This window comes from Sporosarcina gallistercoris (genome assembly GCF_050459885.1).
In the GTDB taxonomy this organism is placed as follows: Bacteria; Bacillota; Bacilli; order Bacillales_A; family Planococcaceae; genus Sporosarcina; species Sporosarcina gallistercoris_A.
In genome coordinates, this window is record NZ_JBCMNO010000017.1 from 31,772 (window position 1) to 50,278 (window position 18,507).

An 18,507-nucleotide genomic window follows, 5' to 3' on the forward strand; every position below is an offset into this window, starting at 1 on the left:
GGGCAGTTACATGGATAATCAGTTAAGTAGTCGAATCGCTGCTGAACAGCCGGCAGTTGCTGCTAGATTCAGTGCTGCCTACCGCAATCATCGGATTGGTCATGCTTATATATTTGATGGCGAAAAAGGGATTGGAAAACAAGAGGCTGCATTATACTTCGCCCAATTATTATTGTGTGAGCATCCAAACGAAAATGTTCCATGTGGAACATGCAGTGCTTGTAAGCGCGTTGCCTCAGGGAACCATCCGAATATCTTCACGATTGAACCGGATGGCCAAGACATAAAAAAAGATCAAATGGCAGGATTACTCTCAGTTATGACGAAAAAGGGATATGAGAGTGGACGCCGTATTTATATGATTGGTCAAGCTCATCGAATGAATACAGCCGCAGCTAATGCACTCCTCAAATTTTTAGAAGAACCCGAAGGGGATGTGACGGCAATATTGCTGACAGATGCTTATCATATGGTATTGCCTACAATCCAGTCCAGATGTCAGCGAATCTCGTTCCTCCCGCCACATCGGGAACAACTTTTGGATGCCTTGAAAGCAGAAGGAATTTCTCCATCACTTGCAGCTACAGTCACATCACTTACAGCAGATTCGAGCCGTGCTGCAGAACTCGCATCTGACGAGCAGTTTGTAAGTTTACGGAAAACAGTGGTAAAATTAGTTCAAGCCATCGATCATCACGTGTCTGATGCATTGTTACTGATCCAATCCGAATGGGCGCCTTTCTTGAAAGAAAAAGAGGATACCGAGATAGGACTGGACTTGCTTCTATACATGTACCGTGATATTGTGGCGAAGAAAGCGGGACTGTCTGCAACACCCGCATATCCGGATTTAGATGAGTTTATAACTAGTCTTGCAATGAAAATGACTTATGATCAGCTCTCTTCTATTTTGGAATCAGTTTTGCAGGCGAAAAAGCAATTGCATCGCAATATGCACCGCACGCTTTTAATGGAGCAATTAGTGCTCAGTATGCAGGAGGGGTTATTCGTTGTATAACGTTGCAGGAATCCGCTTTAAAAAAGCGGGTAAAATACATTTTTTTGACCCAATGGACTATGACTTGAAAATAGATGATTATGTAATCGTCGAATCTGCGCGTGGCACAGAGTATGGAAAAGTGGTTAGCATGATGGTGGATATGGATGGTTCTGATTTGGTTCTTCCTCTGAAGAAAGTTATTCGTCCTGCTAGTAAAGAGGATATGGATAAGGTGGAAGAGAACCAACTGGACGCTCAAAAAGCATTCACTACGTGTGTCGCCAAAATCGAAGAGCACAAACTTGATATGAAACTTGTCGATGTGGAATATACATTTGATCGGAATAAAGTGATTTTCTATTTTACAGCCGAAGGTCGAGTCGATTTCAGAAATTTGGTAAAGGATTTAGCTTCCATCTTCAGAACTCGGATTGAGCTGCGCCAAATCGGAGTGCGAGATGAAGCCAAAATGCTTGGCGGAATAGGTCCTTGCGGCAGAATGCTATGCTGTTCTACATTCTTAGGCGATTTTGAACCAGTTTCCATTAAGATGGCAAAAGACCAGAACCTATCATTGAATCCTTCCAAAATCTCTGGATTGTGCGGAAGACTTATGTGCTGTTTGAAATATGAAAACGATGAATATGAAGAAGCGAAAGCACTCATGCCGGATATTGGTTCGCGTATTGAAACTCCGGATGGGCTTGGAAAGGTTGTCGGTCTCAACTTACTCGAGCGTCTGCTGAAAGTGAAATTGACCGATCAAGACCAAACACTTGAATATGCTTGGGAAGAACTGTCGAAGAAGACGGGTCAGCCCGTCAATTGATGAAGTGATGAGGTGACAAAGTTGAAAGAAGGGAACTTTCTCGATAAGGTAATCGAATACGAACAACAACTCGACTCTATGCATAAGCAATTCCGTGAAATCATCGGTTTTGTTGCCAAGATGACAGAAGAAAACCATTCACTTCAACTTGAGAATCATCATCTGCGCGCGCGTCTTGAAGAGTTGGATCAACAAGCTGCTGCTGATAAAAAAACTGCAGAACGCTCGCAACGGGCAGATGTTGGTGAAGGTGTAGACAATTTGGCTCGTATTTATAATGAGGGATTCCACGTATGCAATGTCCATTATGGAAGCACGCGTAAGGGAGAAGATTGCCTGTTTTGTCTCTCGTTTTTAAGTAAACAGAATGTATGAATTTTAGCCGATCCCTATGTTCATCTAGGTGTCGGTTTTTCTATATAACAGAACTATATTAATTCTTAAAGGAGTACTCAATGGAACCAATTGAATTACGAGGTGACGAACGTCTCGATTACTTACTTGCAGAAGACTTGAGAATTATCCAAAGTCCATCTGTTTTTTCATTTTCTTTAGATGCTGTGCTATTAGCACGGTTTGCGTATATGCCCATTCGACGAGGGAAAATTGTGGACTTGTGTGCGGGAAATGGCGCAATCCCATTATTTTTAAGTGCACGTACCTCTGCAGATATTACGGCGGTGGAGTTACAAGAACAATTAGCCGATATGGCACGTCGCAGTATTGCTTACAATCAGCTGGATCAGCAGATTACGCTGCTATGTGACGACGTCATCGGTATCGCATCTAAGATTGGCTTTGATCAATATGATGTAGTGACATGTAATCCACCCTACTTTAAGGCGTATGAAAATAGCGAGCAAAATCAAAAAGAACCGCTGACTATTGCCCGACACGAGGTGAAACTTACTCTCGACCAAGCCGTACGTTCAGCAAGTGAATTACTAAAACAAGGCGGAAAGGCGGCATTTGTCCATCGTCCGGGAAGATTGTTGGATATTATCACTTCAATGAGAGCGAATCGGCTGGAGCCGAAGCGTATTCAGTTTGTTTATCCGAAAGAAGGAAAAGAAGCGAATACGCTTCTTATCGAAGGGACCAAAGATGGAAAACCGGATCTGAAAATACTTCCTCCACTATACGTCTATCGACAGGATGGTACGTATACAGAAGAAGTGAGGAAGTTGTTGTATGGAACAGATGCGTGACCACCTGTTTTACGTACTTGAGTGTAATGACGGCTCGTATTATGGAGGATATACGACAGATCTTGAACGCAGGGTGGCCATGCATAACTCAGGTAAAGGTGCAAAGTATACACGTGCGAGAAATCCCGTTCGTTGTATTCATCATGAAAGGTTTGACACGAAGCGGGAAGCGATGCAAGCTGAGTATCGATTCAAACAGTTGACGCGACTTGCGAAAGAACGGTATTTAGAACAAGAGGAGGCACGCGGATGATTACGCAAAAAAGTGCAGAAAGCGAACGAGCTGTGCTGTATTTAGTCGGCACACCGATTGGAAATTTGGAAGATATGAGTTATCGTGCGATCCGAATTTTGAAGGAAGCAGATATGATTGCAGCTGAAGATACGAGGAATACCGTGAAATTGTCCAATCACTTTGAAATAGATACCCCTTTCATGAGCTATCATGAGCACAATCTTGAAGTGGGCGGGAGGAAAATTTTGGAGTTGTTGGCGGAAGGCAAAACAGTTGCGCTCGTTAGTGACGCAGGGATGCCATGTATTTCAGATCCCGGTGCCGATATTGCAGAAAAAGCGATTGCGGAAGGATACGCAGTCGTACCTGTTCCGGGACCAAATGCTGCGATCAGTGCATTAGTCGCGTCCGGGATTCCTACACAGCCATTCTTGTTTTACGGTTTCTTAGATCGGCAGAAGAAAAAGCGCCGTCTTCAGTTGGAGGCTTTAGAGAATCGACAAGAAACGTTATTGTTTTATGAGGCCCCGCATCGATTGAAGGAAACGTTGCGTGCACTGAAAGAGCAGTTTGGACCGGGTCGCCGGATCACCCTTGCGAGGGAACTGACAAAACGATACGAAGAGTTTATTAGAGGCACGATTGAAGAAGCGCTTAACTGGGCAGAGTCTGCAGAGATTCGCGGCGAATTTTGTTTGGTTGTAGAAGGTACAGATGAGACGAAATCAGAAACCGAGGAAGCATGGTGGAGTGCGTTAACTCTAGTTGAACACGTGGACCAATTGATGGAACAAAAAGGATATACGTCAAAAGAGGCAATTCGTGAAACAGCAGCTGATCGAGGAATGAGTAAACGGGAGATTTACCAAGCCTATCACGTTGAATAAAAAAATAACATCTGTGCCTGATTGAACAGGAACAGATGTTATTGAAATAAAACCATTAAATCAAGACATTTTTCCTTCGATTTCAGCAATTAGTTGCTTAGCGCCTTCAGGACTGAGAATCAGCTTACCATCGATGAGTGTCAAATTATCATCTGATACTTCTCCAGTAACTGAACATGTCATATTAGGCATGTATTTCTTCAAGATGATTTTATCGTCATCCACATAAATTTCTAACGCGTCTTTTTGAGCTATGCCGAGCGTCCGACGCAATTCGATAGGGATAACTACACGGCCGAGTTCGTCGACCTTACGTACGATTCCAGTAGATTTCATATCAAGTTTCCTCCTAAATTATAATGGTGATTCGTCAGATTTCGACATTTTTCTCTTGTCTGTCTATTATCATACCAAGTCTTCCATTTAACGTCAATAGAGAAGGCTATAAACTATTTAATGAATAATAGATACATAAAAATGATACATAATGATGAAGGAAAATTGCAATTTGGAGTTGTCGAGATTGTATTTCATGTATAGTTTTTAAAAAATTAAAAAGAGGTTGACTTCCTGCGTTATTCACTTTATAGTGAATAACAATTCTTGCACAATCGAATAGCAATACATCACTTTCTTATCCAGAGAGATCGAGGGGCAGGCCCTATGACGTCTCGGCAGCGGGTTCATTACACATGAACACTGTGCCAATTCCTGCAAATGCATGATGCATTTGGAAGATGAGAACGGAGATGGTTTCATAATTTAGTGAAGCCCTCTTTTTTCTCGTTCTCATGAGAAAAAAGAGGGCTTTTTTCGTTCAACCAAAAGAAAGTTCGATGACTGCGCTCGTTGCTGCAAAGAATCATAACAGCTAGAAATGGAGGGCTCAGCATGATTGAATTTAAACAGGCAGTTAAGACGTTTCGATTAGGAAAAAGAGAGGTGGTGGCAGTTAATGACGTGAGTTTGTCTGTTGCGCAAGGGGAGATTTTCGGGATCATCGGGTTTAGTGGTGCAGGGAAAAGTACATTACTTCGACTCGTTAATATGCTGGAGAGACCCACTACTGGTTCTATTCAAGTACAAGGAGTAGACCTAGCCTCACTATCTCAAAAAGATTTAAGAAAGCTTAGGCGGCGTATCGGAATGATTTTTCAGAATTTTAACTTGTTCACATCCCGTACGGTTGCAGGAAATGTGGCGTATCCTTTGAAGCTTGCGAAAGGTTCGAAAAAGGATGTGACTGCACGTGTAGCGGAACTTTTGGACTTTGTCGGACTTTCCGACAAGGCGAAAGATTATCCTGAGCAACTTTCAGGGGGGCAAAAACAGCGTGTTGGCATCGCAAGAGCATTGGCTACTTCACCGGATATATTAATCTGCGATGAAGCGACATCAGCGTTAGATCCGGATACAACAGCAGATATTCTCAGACTTCTGAAAAAGGTGAACAAAGAGCTTGGAATTACGATATTGCTCATCACACACGAAATGCATGTCATCCAAGAAATATGCGATCGTGTCGCTGTGATGGAAAGTGGAGAAGTGATTGAATCGGGGTCTGTGTTTGATACCTTTACAAATCCGCGGCATCCAACCACTAGGCGTTTCATACAGTCGGTGCAACAGGATCTCCCATCAGATGCATTGCTTCGGGAGTGGCGCGAAAAAGGAGGTAGGAAACTGTATCGTGTCATTTTTAAAGGCGAGGTGGCGAGCGATCCCGTCCTTTCGAGACTCACACAAAAATTCGGAGTGAATTTTAATATTGTATATGGTTCCATCCGTGAATTGCAGGAGAAGTTTTTTGGGAATTTGTTAGTTTCGTTTGACGGAGATGAGCATTCCGTGGAACTGCTCATTGCTGCACTGAAGGAAACCGTGGAGATTGAGGAGGTTGCTGTTCATGAAGGTTGATTGGACAACATTCTGGCCAAGAATTGTGGAGTCAACAGGCGAGACAGTCCTTATGGTCATTGCAACGCTCATCTTAGGCTCGGTTTTAGGAATTAGTATAGGTTTACTGCTTTACGTAACGAGAAAAGGGAATATCTTAGAAAAACAATGGGTGTTTCAAATACTGAATATCCTTATCAATATCATTCGTCCGATTCCTTTTATCATATTTCTTGTTGCGTTAAGTCCTGTAACAAGAGCGGTTGTAGGCTCGACAATCGGAACGTGGGCGGCTATCTTTCCAATGACCATTGCAGCATCCTTTGGTATCGCTAGGATTGTAGAAAATAACTTGGTCGGTATAGATCCTGGTGTTGTTGAAGCAGCTAAGGCAATGGGGGCAAGTCCGTTTCAAATCATTTTTACAGTCCTTATACCAGAGGCTCTCGGTCCTCTGATTCTTGGTTTGACGTTCGTCACCATCAGTTTAATAGATTTCTCTGCAATGGCAGGTACTGTCGGCGGAGGAGGATTGGGACATGTGGCGATGACATACGGATATCAGCGTTTCGATGGCAGTGTCATGCTGGTGACGGTAGTCATTCTGATTATCCTGGTCCAGGTAGCCCAATGGATAGGAAATACATTATCGCGAAAAGTTATGAGACGGTAGTTTTTTTGATCAAACACATATTAGGAGGAGATTATAAGATGAAAAAAGTAATTATCTATTTAGCAACGGTTCTAGTCGTATTGGCTTTGGCAGCATGCAGTCAGAAAAGTTCAGGAGAAGAAAAAGATGCAAATGTTGTAAAGATCGGCGTAACCGGGTCAGATGGAGAATTATGGCCAATCCTAAAAGAGAAAGCTAAGGCTGAAGGAATTGAAATCAAACTTATCGAGTTCTCCGACTACACATTGCCGAACCAGGCGTTAGCAAATGGAGATATCGATCTGAACTCATTCCAACACATTGCATTTCTCAAGCAATACACAAAAGAAAACAAAGCAGACTTGACTCCTATCGGTGCGACGCTCATTGCCCCGATGGGTATCTATTCTGAAAAGCTAACGTCAATCGAAGAGATTGGAGAGGGAGCCCGTATCGCAATCCCGGATGATCCATCTAACCAGGCGCGCGCTTTGAAACTATTGGAATCGGCAGGCTTGATTAAACTGGCAGATGATTTCGGATTGTTCGGCGATCCGTCGAAGATTGTCGAAAATCCGAAGAAACTCGACATCTATCCAATAGTAGCTCAACAAACTCCGCGTGTACTGCCGGATGTAGCAGCGTCTGTCATTAATAATGGAGTTGCAGGTCAAGCGGGGTTCGATCCAGTGAAAGATCCAATCTATCTGGAAGATAGTGAGGATGACAATACATTGCCGTATGTAAATATCTTTGCGGCTAGATCAGCAGATAAGAACAACGAAACCTACCAGCGGATTGTTGAATTATACCACGATGAAGACGTGAAAAAAGCGGTCGAGGCAGATACAAATGGCGGATCCATTGTGGTTGACATTTCCCAAGAAGAATTACTCAAAGTCTACAAAGGACTATAAAGGAGGAAACTATTATGAGTACAATAATTTCTGATCGAGATGTTATTATCCGTTCCATTGAATCCAACCGGGATCTATACATTCAAACCAGTCAGGAGATCCATGCGAATCCCGAAATCGGAAACCAGGAATTCTTTGCTAGTGAAAAACATGTCAATCTTTTAAAGGATGAAGGCTTTGAAGTGACAACAGCTGTAGCTGGACACGAAACTTCATTTTATGCAGTGAAAGACAGTGGCATTCCAGGGCCTGCCATTGCTTTCCTTGCCGAATACGATGCGCTTCCAGGGTTAGGTCATGCGTGCGGTCATAATATTATTGGTACTGCGAGTGTAGCTGCCGGTATTGCTTTGTCAAAGATAATTTCCGAGAGTGGAGGACGGGTAGTTGTGTTGGGGACACCTGCTGAAGAAGGGGGCCCAAATGGAAGTGCAAAGGGAAGTTTTGTCAAACACGGCTACTTAGAAGGAATTGACACCGCCTTAATGATTCACCCATCTGGGAAGACTGCATTGACGAGTGAAACGTTAGCTGTCGATCCGTTGGACTTCCACTTCTACGGGAAGCCTGCACATGCATCGGGTTCACCTGAAAAAGGAATTAATGCATTAGATGCTGTCATTCAACTCTTTAATGGGATAAATGCACTCCGGCAGCAGCTTCCATCGGACGTTAGAATCCATGGAATTATTACACATGGCGGAGATGCTCCTAATATTATACCTGAATATGCATCCGCACGCTTTTTCATCCGTGCCGAGAGCTGGTCGAAAACTGTCGAAACTTCGGACAAGGTTCGTGCAATAGCTGAAGGTGCAGCTCTTGCGACGGGAGCTGAAGTTCAAATAAAACGATTCCAAAATGAGGTCAAAGATTTTGTATTGAACTCTGTCTTAGATGGAATTCTGAGTGAGGAACTAGCAGCAGTAGGAGAAATTGTCCATACTGAAAAGAGGATTGGGAAGGGATCCACGGACGCAGGGAATATTAGTTATGAAGTCCCTACGGCACATCCTTATATAAAAATCGGCTCTGATGAGTTGATTGGTCATACGGATGAATTCAGGGAAGCCGCCAAATCATCCGTCGGCGACGAAGCGCTCATTAAAGGAGCGAAAGTGCTGGCAGCAACGGGATATAGATTGTTAACAGATGCTGAGCTTCTGCATCGTGTAAAAAAGGAATTTGAAAAGAGTTTGAATGAGAAACAGTGACCACGACCATTAAAACATCCATTACTTATGAGCAGCTTATTCTTCTTTCAATAAGGGGAATAAGCTGTTTTTACTTTGGCAATCTTCTATAGTAAAGGGATAGTCATCATTTATTTCCTTGAAAAGTCAGCTATAAACTGATATTGAAAGATGCGTTCTTTACGCACCTCACCGTAGCTAAATTTTCAGAAGTCCGATAAAATGAAGTAATCGATAAGGGTACAGGAGGAATTGCAGTGGCTGAACAGAAAAAGACATTTTATATTACAACACCGATTTATTATCCGAGTGGTAAATTTCATATCGGTACGGCTTATACAACGGTGGCATCCGATGCACTGGCAAGATACAAACGTCTTCAGGGCTTTGATGTACGTTTCTTGACGGGAATGGATGAGCACGGACAAAAGATTCAAGAAAAAGCGGAAGAAGCAGGGCGTCCTCCTCAAGAATACGTTAATGACATTGCTGACTATGCAAAGCGTATTTGGAAGTTGATGGACATTACGTATGATGACTTCATCCAAACGACGGAAGAGCGTCATAAACAGGCCGTACAGAAGATTTTCCAAAAATTCCTTGATAATGGAGACATCTATAAAGGGGAATATGAAGGGTGGAAGTGTATTCCTTGTGAATCCTATTTCACTGAAGCACAGCTAGTCGATGGTAATTGTCCGGATTGTGGGCGTCCGGTAGAACGTGTTGCTGAAGAATCCTATTTCTTTAACATGAAGAAGTATTCCGATCGTCTTCTTCAGTATTACGAAGACAATCCGGGATTTATCGAGCCGGAATCACGTAAAAATGAAATGATCAACAACTTCATCAAGCCGGGTCTAGAGGACTTATCCGTATCACGGGTTTCCTTTGACTGGGGCATTAAAGTTCCAGGTGATGCGAAGCATGTCATCTATGTGTGGGTGGATGCATTAACCAATTACATTACGTCACTAGGATACCTGTCGGACGACGAGTCGTTATTTAACAAGTACTGGCCAGCTGATGTTCAAGTGGTTGGTAAAGATATCGTCCGTTTCCATACGATTTACTGGCCGATTTTCTTGATGGCGTTAGACTTACCGTTGCCAAAGAAAGTATTCGCACACGGTTTTATCATGATGAAAGACGGTAAAATGTCTAAATCCAAAGGAAATGTCGTCTATCCTGACATGCTCGTAGAACGTTATGGACTGGACGCAACTCGTTATTTCCTCTTACGCGAGCTGCCGTTCGGACAAGACGGAACATTCTCTCCAGAATCATTTGTTGAACGGACAAATTACGATTTAGCAAATGACTTAGGAAACCTATTGAATCGTTCGGTCTCCATGATCAATAAGTACTTTGATGGTGTTGTGCCTGTTGGACTCACGGAGCCAACAGAATTTGACGAAAGTCTCCAATCGGCTATGAAATCCACCGTGCAAAAGTACGAAGCGTCTCTAGAAAAGATGCAGTTCAGTATCGTCCTTTCGGAGCTATGGTCACTCGTCTCACGTACCAATAAATACATTGACGAAACGGCACCTTGGGTTCTTGCAAAAGAAGAGGCGGATCGAGGAAAACTTGCCTCTGTCATGGTTCACTTAGTCCAGTCATTACGTCATATTGCGATCATGCTGCAACCATTCATGCCGGAATCTCCAAAAAAGATCATGGAACAGCTAGGACTAGACGAATCCCGATTAGCTTGGGATACGTTAGGGGATTTCAATACAATACCAGAAAACACGAAAGTGATTGAAAAAGGAGTACCGATCTTCCCGAGACTGGATAACGAAGTCGAAATTCAATATATTAAAGACCAAATGGCGATTTCTGCTCCTAAAGAGTCTGAAAAAGAAGAGTCTAAGAAAGAAGACCCGGTGGAAGAATCCTCGGAAATCACAATCGATGCGTTCAATGCGATCGATTTAAGAATTGCGACAGTGATCGCATGTGAAAAAATACCGAAAGCGGATAAATTACTCAAGCTCCAAGTGGACCTGGGTTACGAACAGCGACAAGTTGTATCAGGCATTGCAGAACACTACGAACCTGAACAATTGGTTGGTCAGAAAGTGATTGTGGTAGCCAATTTAAAATCAGTAAAATTACGCGGGGAATTATCTCAAGGGATGATTTTAGCAGGTACTTCAGACGGCGTGTTAAAGCTTGCAACAGCAGACGCATCTCTTGCTAATGGATCACGAGTGAAATAATATAGGGCAGCGGCTTTCTTCGGAGAGCCGCTGTTGCCTTTTGTTTGTAACCATTTTGTAATGAAACTGCGACACCAATGTAAAGACCAGGAAGTACACTATACCTTATGTGAGGCGAATGAAATGTTAATAGACACACATGTCCATTTAAATGATACACAATATGAACAAGACATAGACCAAGTGATTCAGCGAGCGCTTGATGCCGGTGTTGAAAGAATGGTGGTCGTCGGATTTGACCGCCCCACCATTAATCGAGCAATGGAGCTGACGGAAAAACACAGCTTCATATACGCGGTGGTCGGATGGCATCCGGTTGACGCAATCGATTGTACGGAAGATGATTTAAATTGGATTGAAGAGTTAGCTGCACATCCCAAAGTTGTAGGAATCGGAGAAACTGGACTCGATTATCATTGGGATAAGTCACCGAAAGAAGTTCAGCAAGAACTATTTCGAAAGCAAATACGACTTGCTCAAAAAGTGGAGTTACCGATTATCATCCATAATCGGGATGCAACAGCGGACGTCGTACGAATTTTGCAAGAAGAAGAAGCAGGGATCACAGGCGGTATTATGCACTGCTTCAGTGGAAGTGTAGAAACCGCTAAACAATGTATGGAGATGAACTTCATGATCTCTCTCGGCGGCCCGGTGACTTTCAAGAATGCCAAGATGCCAAAACAAGTTGCAACTGAAATTCCATTGGAGTATTTACTTGTAGAGACTGATGCGCCGTACCTTGCCCCTCATCCACATCGCGGAAAAAGGAATGAACCTGCATTTGTGGCACTTGTTGCAGAACAAATCGCGGAACTAAAAGGAATATCACTCGAAGAGGTAGAGAAAACTACGACTCAAAACGCTATGAAATTATTTTCCATCAACTGACTTGATTGCCGGAAGAATCGCCCATTCTTTGCAGGAAGGGGACTTCCGGCCTTCCTATGCGGGAAAGTTTGATCGGTTGACAGCGTGAAATTGAGCCTATATAATCAGCCGAGTGAATAAGGAGGAGATTTTTTCATGACGAAACGTACCATGGGAAACCCGTTCTTTCAATCACTGAGGATACAAAAAATCGCAGCTGTCACAGCGATTCTAGCGATTTTTATAACTGTTCTTTCTCTTGTCCTATTTGAAGGCACGAAGAAAAACATCACGCTTGAAGCGGGTGGTAAAACAGTGGAACTGAAAACACACGCGAACACAGTAGGAGATGTACTGGCACAGCGTGATATAGAAATTGGGTCACACGACGTAATTTCCCCCTCAGCAACAACGTCCATCAAAGATGGAATGACGATTGATTGGAAACAGGCGAACCCCGTTGCAATAAATATGAATAACGACTCGACGACAATCTGGACAACAAAGAATACCGTTAAAGACATACTGACAGAAGCTGGAGTTAAACTGTCAGAGCATGATTCAGTTGAACCGAGTCTAGAAAGTAAAGTGGAGAAGAAAAGTGAAATTACGATTGATAAAGCTTTTCAAGTCACGTTGAAAGACGGAAAAAAGTCTACAAAAGTTTGGTCAACTTCGACTACGGTCGCTGACTTTTTAAAGAACGAAAACATCCAACTAAGTGAATTGGATCGAGTAGAGAGCAACCAAGAGCAATTATTGCTTCCTAAATCTGTTGTCTCGATCGTTCGTGTGGAAAAGGTCACCGATGTAGTGGAAGAGACAACGGACTTTGACGTGAAAACACGTTCTGACGATAGTTTGCTGAAAGGACGGGAAAAGGTTGTCCGAGAAGGTGAAATTGGGAAAGTCAGAAAGAGATTCGAAATCGTCAAAGAGAACGGAAAAGAAGTATCACGTAAGTTGATCCGGGAACACGTTGTCGCACATCCAAAAGCCAAAGTAGTTTCAGTAGGCTCGAAAGTGGCGCTTGCTAGTGCAACACCGAAACCTTCTGCCGTGAAAACAACTTCAGCAAGTAAGACAAATGTTTCACGTGGAAATGGGAATGAGACTGGCAAAGTGATGTATATGAACGCGACGGCTTATACAGCGCATTGCACAGGGTGCAGTGGAATTACGGCTACTGGCATTAACTTAAGTGCCAATCCGAACTTGAAAGTCATTGCAGTAGATCCGAGTGTCATTCCACTCGGTTCAAAAGTATGGGTGGAAGGCTATGGCTACGCAATCGCGGGCGATACCGGAGGTGCTATTAAAGGTAATCGCATCGACTTGCACGTACCCAATGATGCAGCTGCAAAACAATTCGGCAGACGTCAAGTGCAAATCAAAGTATTAAACTAACGATACGCACAGACTATAGGATCAGTTTCTACAATCCGCATGGCTAAATACGAGCCATGCGGATTGTTGCGGTCACAGACGTATTCTGTACAATAGCCCTTACAGCCGTTAGAATTAAAGAAGGATTATTTTCAGGGAAGCAATTACCTGGAACAGACAGGAAAAGCGCGCATGAACATACCTTGCAGGAAAGAGGAATACAGTGGATATAAAAGAAGTCATCGTAGTCGAAGGGAAATCTGACACGATTGCCATTCAACGGGCAACTGGTGCAGATACGATTGAAACCAACGGCTCGGCAATCGGTCAGGAAGTACTGACTAAAATCCGGCACGCTCAACAAACACGTGGCGTTATCGTTTTTACGGATCCCGACTATCCAGGCAGACGAATCCGGGCAATCATCGAACAGCACATTCCAGACGTCAAACACGCTTTCTTACCTAAAGATCGTGCAATCGCGAAAAATGGAAAGAAAGTTGGAATTGAGCACGCTACGGATGAAGACATTCGTAATTGCTTAAAAGCCGTCTACACAGTCGATACAACTATAATAGAAGAAACACCGCGGGATCTGCTAATTGAAGCACGACTAATTGGGCATCCTGAATCTAAAAAGCGACGCGATCGATTAAGTGAACTCTTACAAATTGGTCAAGTGAATGGCAAGGGATTGCAGAAGCGGCTAACCATGTTTCGGATAAGCGAGACGGCCCTTATGCAAGCCCTATTAACGATAGACGAGGAGGAAGAGGAATGATGAAAGACATCGCAACTCCTGGGCGAACAAAGGAAATACTGGAAAAGCACGGATTTTCCTTTAAGAAAAGTTTGGGGCAGAACTTTTTGATCGACCCGAATATATTAAAAAACATCATTTATCACGCAGGCATCGATGAGAAATCGGGCGTCATTGAAATCGGACCAGGGATTGGAGCACTGACGGAACATATTGCCCGTGCTGCTGGAAAAGTGGTTGCATATGAAATTGATGATCGGTTATTGCCGGTTTTAGAGGACACCCTATCTCCCTATTCAAATGTCAAGGTCATACACCAAGACATACTGGACGTCGATTTGAATGCGGCCATCGAAGAGCATTTCTCTGATGTTGACGAAGTGACGGTAGTCGCAAACCTGCCTTACTACGTAACAACACCCATCATTATGAAGTTTTTGATGGGCAAAGTCCCGATTGAGCGAATGGTCATCATGATGCAACACGAAGTTGCAGATCGTATCACTGCTGTTCCAGGGACAAAAGCATATGGGTCCCTTTCAATTGCAATTCAGTATTATATGGACGCGGAAGTCGCGATGATTGTCCCTAGAACCGTCTTCATGCCGCAGCCGAATGTAGAGTCAGCGGTACTTCGATTGTCCCGGAAAACAGAGCCGCCAGCTTCGGTTATCGACGAAGAGTTTCTATTCAAAGTGGCAAGAGGGTCTTTTGTCCAACGACGGAAAACCATTCTGAACAACTTGCAAACTTCTCTTCATCAAGGGAAAGCAAAAAAAGACGCAATACTAGAAGGGCTCTCCAAAGCAGGCATCGATCCGGTGAGAAGGGGAGAAACCCTCTCTATAGAAGAATTTGCAAACCTTTCGAATGCGTTGTATGAAGAGTTTGGAAGAAGCGAAAAATAAGACATCCTACAGTTATGACTATTTTAAGAAAAAAAGAATGTCGAAAGATGAAAAAATGCTACAAAAGGATTGACAAACATTATTTCAACCTGTTAAAATTTAAATTTTAATTGACAGAACTTTTTAACTGTGTTATGATAATACACAGTGAGGTGGAAGCGACGTGCCAAAAACATTAGCGGACATTAAAAAGTCATTGGATGCTCACTTAGGAAAACGTCTGCACCTTCGTGCAAACGGCGGTCGTAAAAAAACGATCGAAAGAGCTGGTATCCTTCGTGACACGTATCGTGCGGTATTTGTAGTGGAACTTGATCAGGACGAAAATGCTTTTGAACGGGTATCATACAGCTATGCGGATATTTTAACTGAAGCAGTTGAAATAACGATACTGGACGGTGGAGACACCACAGCGTTTGAGATTAAATAGCACTTTTATCATTTTTTGATTTATTTCTAAACAAAACACCTCCCGCTTTCTAACGAAAGCGGGAGGTGTTTTTTTCTTGATCATGTTCATACTACACGTGTCAGCCAAGAAGGAGGAAACCTAAATGGCGAGAAGAAACGGCGTAATGTCTGAGCAATTGAAAGAAGAGATTGCAAAAGAACTTGGGTTTTACGATGTTGTTCAACGTGAAGGTTGGGGAGGCATCAAATCGCGGGATGCAGGGAACATGGTGAAACGCGCAATTGAGATGGCGGGACAAGGAATGGCGGATAAAGATCGACCGCAATAATGTTCGTTGACCCCTGTTGTGTACTACCCAAATCCAACGAATGGCTGACAAAAAGGGCTGCTGCTGCGCACACTGTGTGCTTTGCACAGCTCTTTTTTTGTCCAGCCCTTGTTTTTTTGTCGAATCTAGGCACTTTTATAACTGCCTATGGTAAAATAGTGAGCAATGAAGTTTGAATGGAGGCAGCCAGATGAGTATGATATCTGAAAAAGCGCCAGCTAAAATAAATTTAACGCTCGATGTCCTGCAAAAACGTCCAGATGGTTTTCATGAAGTTGAAATGATTATGACTACAGTGGACCTTGCAGATCGTATTTGGCTGAGACCTTTAGAACGTGGCATTACAATCTGTTCTTCAGAACGGTTTGTGCCGAATGATAAACGTAATCTGGCATGGCAGGCAGCGGATATTTTGCGCAAGAAATTTGATATCCGAAGCGGTGTTGAAATCACTCTCGACAAAAATATCCCGGTAGCAGCCGGATTAGCAGGAGGCAGCTCGGATGCAGCTGCCACTTTACGGGGATTGAATAGAATGTGGAACCTCGGACTATCTTTGGATGAGCTGGCGGTGCTCGGTGCTAGTATCGGTTCAGACATTCCGTTTTGTGTCTATGGCGGAACAGCTCTTGCGTCCGGTCGCGGAGAACAGATTGAGCATTTATCTGTACCGCCTAATTGTTGGGTAGTACTTGCTAAACCTCCAATTTCAGTGTCGACTGCAGACATTTACGGAGGCCTGGATATCCAAAAGATCGAACATCCCGATACAGCAGGAATGATGGATGCACTCGCTTCTTCCGATTATGAAATGATGTGTAAGAAGGTAGGGAATGCATTGGAGCCAGTTACAATGCGTCTTCATCCTCAAGTGAGCGTACTGAAAGAACAAATGCTCAAGTTCGGAGCCGACACAGTGCTGATGAGTGGAAGTGGTCCTACGGTTTTTGGACTCGTTGAGCACGAATCACAAGTTGCCCGCATTTATAATGGATTGAAAGGTTTCTGTCCAGAAGTGTATGCGGTGCGGATGATGGGCGAGCGTAACAACCTTGCTTGAAAACGGACGATTGTGGTAGTCTGAAGTTATAATATTCGGGTTTTAGGAGTTGTTGGACATGAAATGGAAGAGGAGTGAACGTCTCGTTGAGATGACACGCCATCTGTTGGAGAACCCTCACCAACTCATCCCGCTAACGGTTTTCTCAGAACGTTTTCAGGCAGCAAAATCATCAATCAGTGAAGACCTGACGATTATTAAAGAGACATTTGAAGAAAGTGGAACCGGAAAACTATTGACAGTTTCAGGAGCCGCTGGTGGAGTGAAATACATTCCCCTGATGTCTGATCGAGCGGTGCGAGAGGTGATCGCACAATTGATTGAAGAACTAAGTCACTCAGACCGGCTATTGCCAGGCGGATACTTATATATGACGGACTTGCTCGGGAACCCGCAATTAATGGACAAAGTGGGAAGAGTATTTGCATCGGCTTTCTCCAATCACGGCATTGATGTCATCATGACAGTGGCGACGAAGGGAATCCCGATCGCACAAGCGATTGCGCGTCATTTGAATGTCCCTGTCGTGATTGTGAGACGAGATAGTAAAGTGACCGAGGGATCGACAGTGAGCATAAACTACGTTTCCGGATCGACACGGAGAATCCAAACGATGGTGTTGTCCAAACGCAGTATGAAGAGCGGGCAAAAAGTCTTGGTGACGGATGATTTCATGAAAGCCGGAGGAACGATGCTCGGCATGCGCCACTTGGTCGAAGAGTTTGGTTGTGAATTGGCAGGTGCCGCTGTGCTCGTAGAGTCTGAACACACAGAAGAGGTCCTTGTAGCAAACTACCGCTCCCTCGTAAAGCTATGTAAAGTGAACGAACGGGATCGAACGATTGAACTGGAAGACGGCAACTACTTTTTGGAAGGTGGAGACGTACGATGAACTATGTAGCGACTGAACAAGCGCCAAAAGCGATCGGCCCTTACGCGCAAGCTGTGAAGGTGAACGGATTGGTATACACATCTGGGCAAATTCCATTGAATACAGATGGGGAAGTTGCTGGAACGACCATTGAAGAACAAACAAACCAAGTGTTTGAAAACTTGAAAGCAGTGCTTGCAGAAGCGAATTCATCTTTAACACAAGTTATTAAAGCAACAGTTTTCATTAAAGATATGAATGAGTTCGCAGCACTCAACGAAGTGTACGCAAAACATTTTGGAAATCACACGCCAGCTCGTTCAACAGTGGAAGTGGCACGTCTCCCAAAAGATGTGAAAGTTGAAATCGAAGTGGTTGCGTTGGCAGCCGAGTGATACAAAGCGTTCCTTTCAGGGAGCGTTTTTTTTTGCGGGAGAAGAAATTTTAAATAATCGGAAAAATTTAAAAGTGGATAGAGGAATTTAAAAACTTTTGTAGAAAATGTACTGCATACAGTTTTCGAGAAAGGGGAATGGGGACGAGTATGCAAGTTACTAATGTTCGTTTAAGAAAGATCGAAACCAATGGAAGAATGCGTGCAATCGCATCTATTACATTTGACGAGGAATTTGTTGTGCATGACATACGGATCATTGAAGGTAATGATGGCCTTTTTGTAGCGATGCCAAGCAAACGTACGCCAGATGGTGAGTTTCGCGATGTGGCACACCCTATCAATCCTGCCTCCCGGACAAAGATTCAAGAGGCTGTTTTGGAGGCCTATTTTTCAAAAGAAAAAGAACCAGTGCTTGAAGAAGCGATTGTATGAATGAAAATCTGTCGATGAATCGTCACAGAGCCGCGGCTAAT

Annotated in this window: 22 protein-coding genes and 1 riboswitch; of the genes, 21 read left to right on the forward strand and 1 reads right to left on the reverse strand. The window is 43.5% G+C overall.

From position 1 onward, the window contains the following. Window positions 1-10 precede the first annotated feature (10 nt). The 6 genes from holB to rsmI all read left to right on the forward strand — a co-directional run bounded on the left by holB (window position 11) and on the right by rsmI (window position 4,159). A complete protein-coding gene (gene holB / locus ABE021_RS10395) occupies window positions 11-1,018 on the forward strand; it encodes a DNA polymerase III subunit delta' (RefSeq protein WP_430288539.1) in 1,008 nt (335 codons plus the stop codon). Then, the gene (locus ABE021_RS10400; protein WP_430288541.1) at window positions 1,011-1,829 is read left to right on the forward strand and encodes a PSP1 domain-containing protein; all 819 of its coding nucleotides are present in this window, start codon (window positions 1,011-1,013) and stop codon (window positions 1,827-1,829) included. Before holB ends, ABE021_RS10400 begins: the two co-directional genes overlap by 8 nt. Before the next feature lie 21 nt (window positions 1,830-1,850). Continuing rightward, complete coding sequence (gene yabA / locus ABE021_RS10405; RefSeq protein WP_191691851.1) at window positions 1,851-2,204, forward strand: DNA replication initiation control protein YabA; 354 nt, start codon at window positions 1,851-1,853, stop codon at window positions 2,202-2,204. A gap of 80 nt (window positions 2,205-2,284) precedes the next feature. Beyond that, on the forward strand, window positions 2,285-3,037 hold the full coding sequence (locus tag ABE021_RS10410) for a tRNA1(Val) (adenine(37)-N6)-methyltransferase (RefSeq protein WP_430288543.1): 753 nt from the start codon (window positions 2,285-2,287) through the stop codon (window positions 3,035-3,037). Continuing rightward, window positions 3,021-3,290: a GIY-YIG nuclease family protein gene (locus ABE021_RS10415; RefSeq protein ID WP_430288544.1), complete on the forward strand. Its 270-nt coding sequence runs from the start codon at window positions 3,021-3,023 to the stop codon at window positions 3,288-3,290. Before ABE021_RS10410 ends, ABE021_RS10415 begins: the two co-directional genes overlap by 17 nt. Further along, window positions 3,287-4,159 (forward strand): 16S rRNA (cytidine(1402)-2'-O)-methyltransferase, encoded by an 873-nt coding sequence (rsmI, locus tag ABE021_RS10420; RefSeq protein WP_430288546.1) that lies wholly within the window; start codon window positions 3,287-3,289, stop codon window positions 4,157-4,159. Before ABE021_RS10415 ends, rsmI begins: the two co-directional genes overlap by 4 nt. A 60-nt stretch (window positions 4,160-4,219) precedes the next feature. Here rsmI and ABE021_RS10425 read toward each other — a convergent pair whose 3' ends face one another. Then, window positions 4,220-4,495: an AbrB/MazE/SpoVT family DNA-binding domain-containing protein gene (locus tag ABE021_RS10425; protein WP_125102737.1), complete on the reverse strand. Its 276-nt coding sequence runs from the start codon at window positions 4,493-4,495 to the stop codon at window positions 4,220-4,222. Window positions 4,496-4,790: 295 nt separating this feature from the next. Beyond that, a riboswitch (SAM riboswitch) is annotated at window positions 4,791-4,903 on the forward strand. Window positions 4,904-5,050: 147 nt separating this feature from the next. Here ABE021_RS10425 and ABE021_RS10430 point away from each other — a divergent pair. The 15 genes from ABE021_RS10430 to spoVG all read left to right on the forward strand — a co-directional run bounded on the left by ABE021_RS10430 (window position 5,051) and on the right by spoVG (window position 18,466). Beyond that, the gene (locus ABE021_RS10430; RefSeq protein ID WP_430288548.1) at window positions 5,051-6,076 is read left to right on the forward strand and encodes a methionine ABC transporter ATP-binding protein; all 1,026 of its coding nucleotides are present in this window, start codon (window positions 5,051-5,053) and stop codon (window positions 6,074-6,076) included. Beyond that, window positions 6,066-6,728, forward strand: coding sequence for a methionine ABC transporter permease (locus tag ABE021_RS10435; RefSeq protein WP_191691840.1), 663 nt, complete (start codon window positions 6,066-6,068; stop codon window positions 6,726-6,728). Before ABE021_RS10430 ends, ABE021_RS10435 begins: the two co-directional genes overlap by 11 nt. A 38-nt stretch (window positions 6,729-6,766) precedes the next feature. After that, window positions 6,767-7,624 (forward strand): MetQ/NlpA family ABC transporter substrate-binding protein, encoded by an 858-nt coding sequence (locus ABE021_RS10440; RefSeq protein ID WP_430288549.1) that lies wholly within the window; start codon window positions 6,767-6,769, stop codon window positions 7,622-7,624. Between the two features lie 14 nt (window positions 7,625-7,638). Continuing rightward, complete coding sequence (locus ABE021_RS10445) at window positions 7,639-8,838, forward strand: M20 family metallopeptidase (RefSeq protein ID WP_430288550.1); 1,200 nt, start codon at window positions 7,639-7,641, stop codon at window positions 8,836-8,838. 236 nt (window positions 8,839-9,074) lie between these two features. Next, window positions 9,075-11,042 (forward strand): methionine--tRNA ligase, encoded by a 1,968-nt coding sequence (gene metG, locus ABE021_RS10450; protein ID WP_430288552.1) that lies wholly within the window; start codon window positions 9,075-9,077, stop codon window positions 11,040-11,042. 123 nt (window positions 11,043-11,165) lie between these two features. After that, window positions 11,166-11,933 carry a TatD family hydrolase gene (locus ABE021_RS10455; protein WP_430288554.1) on the forward strand — a complete coding sequence of 256 codons (768 nt, stop codon included), beginning with the start codon at window positions 11,166-11,168 and terminating at the stop codon, window positions 11,931-11,933. Window positions 11,934-12,068: 135 nt separating this feature from the next. After that, window positions 12,069-13,319, forward strand: coding sequence for a ubiquitin-like domain-containing protein (locus ABE021_RS10460; protein ID WP_430288556.1), 1,251 nt, complete (start codon window positions 12,069-12,071; stop codon window positions 13,317-13,319). A gap of 202 nt (window positions 13,320-13,521) precedes the next feature. Beyond that, the gene (rnmV, locus tag ABE021_RS10465; RefSeq protein WP_430288557.1) at window positions 13,522-14,079 is read left to right on the forward strand and encodes a ribonuclease M5; all 558 of its coding nucleotides are present in this window, start codon (window positions 13,522-13,524) and stop codon (window positions 14,077-14,079) included. Further along, a complete protein-coding gene (gene rsmA / locus ABE021_RS10470) occupies window positions 14,076-14,966 on the forward strand; it encodes a 16S rRNA (adenine(1518)-N(6)/adenine(1519)-N(6))-dimethyltransferase RsmA (protein WP_430288559.1) in 891 nt (296 codons plus the stop codon). Before rnmV ends, rsmA begins: the two co-directional genes overlap by 4 nt. 163 nt (window positions 14,967-15,129) lie before the next feature. Then, entirely contained in the window at window positions 15,130-15,396 is a 267-nt protein-coding gene (veg, locus tag ABE021_RS10475) for a biofilm formation stimulator Veg (RefSeq protein ID WP_025783693.1), read from the forward strand. Window positions 15,397-15,520: 124 nt separating this feature from the next. Next, complete coding sequence (locus ABE021_RS10480; RefSeq protein ID WP_025783695.1) at window positions 15,521-15,706, forward strand: small, acid-soluble spore protein, alpha/beta type; 186 nt, start codon at window positions 15,521-15,523, stop codon at window positions 15,704-15,706. Window positions 15,707-15,902: 196 nt separating this feature from the next. Then, complete coding sequence (gene ispE, locus ABE021_RS10485) at window positions 15,903-16,766, forward strand: 4-(cytidine 5'-diphospho)-2-C-methyl-D-erythritol kinase (RefSeq protein ID WP_430288603.1); 864 nt, start codon at window positions 15,903-15,905, stop codon at window positions 16,764-16,766. A gap of 58 nt (window positions 16,767-16,824) precedes the next feature. Further along, window positions 16,825-17,658: a pur operon repressor gene (purR, locus tag ABE021_RS10490; protein ID WP_430288561.1), complete on the forward strand. Its 834-nt coding sequence runs from the start codon at window positions 16,825-16,827 to the stop codon at window positions 17,656-17,658. Next, window positions 17,655-18,032 (forward strand): RidA family protein, encoded by a 378-nt coding sequence (locus ABE021_RS10495; protein WP_430288562.1) that lies wholly within the window; start codon window positions 17,655-17,657, stop codon window positions 18,030-18,032. Before purR ends, ABE021_RS10495 begins: the two co-directional genes overlap by 4 nt. 149 nt (window positions 18,033-18,181) lie before the next feature. After that, a complete protein-coding gene (gene spoVG, locus ABE021_RS10500) occupies window positions 18,182-18,466 on the forward strand; it encodes a septation regulator SpoVG (protein WP_430288564.1) in 285 nt (94 codons plus the stop codon). Window positions 18,467-18,507 lie beyond the last annotated feature (41 nt).